We start from the raw sequence: 578 nt of genomic DNA on the forward strand, positions 1-578 counted from the left end.
CGCACCGATGGCGATGGCGACCAGGTCACCGCCTCGGAAACCCTGGTACTGGCTGACGAACAAGGCTCGATCCTGACCTTCGACGACGACGGCCCGACCCAGAACGTTGGCCTGGCCCAAGGGGCCTCGGCTGATCGGCTGGCGATGGAACTGGATGAAACTGTGGGCGTGGATCGTGCAGCCCCGGGCGAAACGGCCGATGGCAACGGCGATGACGGTGCCGGCTACCTGGGTCGCTCGACCACCGCGCTGGGCGGTGGCGGCCTGGTCGGCCTGTTCACCGCCAGTGGCGATGATGGTCAGGACGGTCCTGGCAGCCTCAGCACCAGCCTGTACTTCAGCGGCATCCCGGCGGGCGGCGAGCTGAGCACCAACCTGGAAGCCACCGATGGCGGCGCCATCGTGCTGCAGATGGATGGTGACGATGTGGTGGGTGTGGACGGCGATGGCCACGTGGTCTTCCGCCTGGAAATCATCGACACGCTCGATGGTCCGCAACTGCAGACCACCCTGTACGAAGCGATCCGCCATGACGGCACCACCACCACGTTCGACGAAGCACTGAACCTGCTGCTCGG

The 578-nt window shown here is 66.1% G+C and carries 1 protein-coding gene; it reads left to right on the plus strand.

What is annotated here, in order from left to right:
- On the plus strand, positions 1-578 hold a 578-nt coding region (locus tag EPK82_RS24865; protein WP_167494406.1), incomplete at both ends, for a DUF5801 repeats-in-toxin domain-containing protein.

Source organism: Ectopseudomonas khazarica (genome assembly GCF_004521985.1).
In the GTDB taxonomy this organism is placed as follows: domain Bacteria; phylum Pseudomonadota; class Gammaproteobacteria; order Pseudomonadales; family Pseudomonadaceae; genus Aquipseudomonas; species Aquipseudomonas khazarica.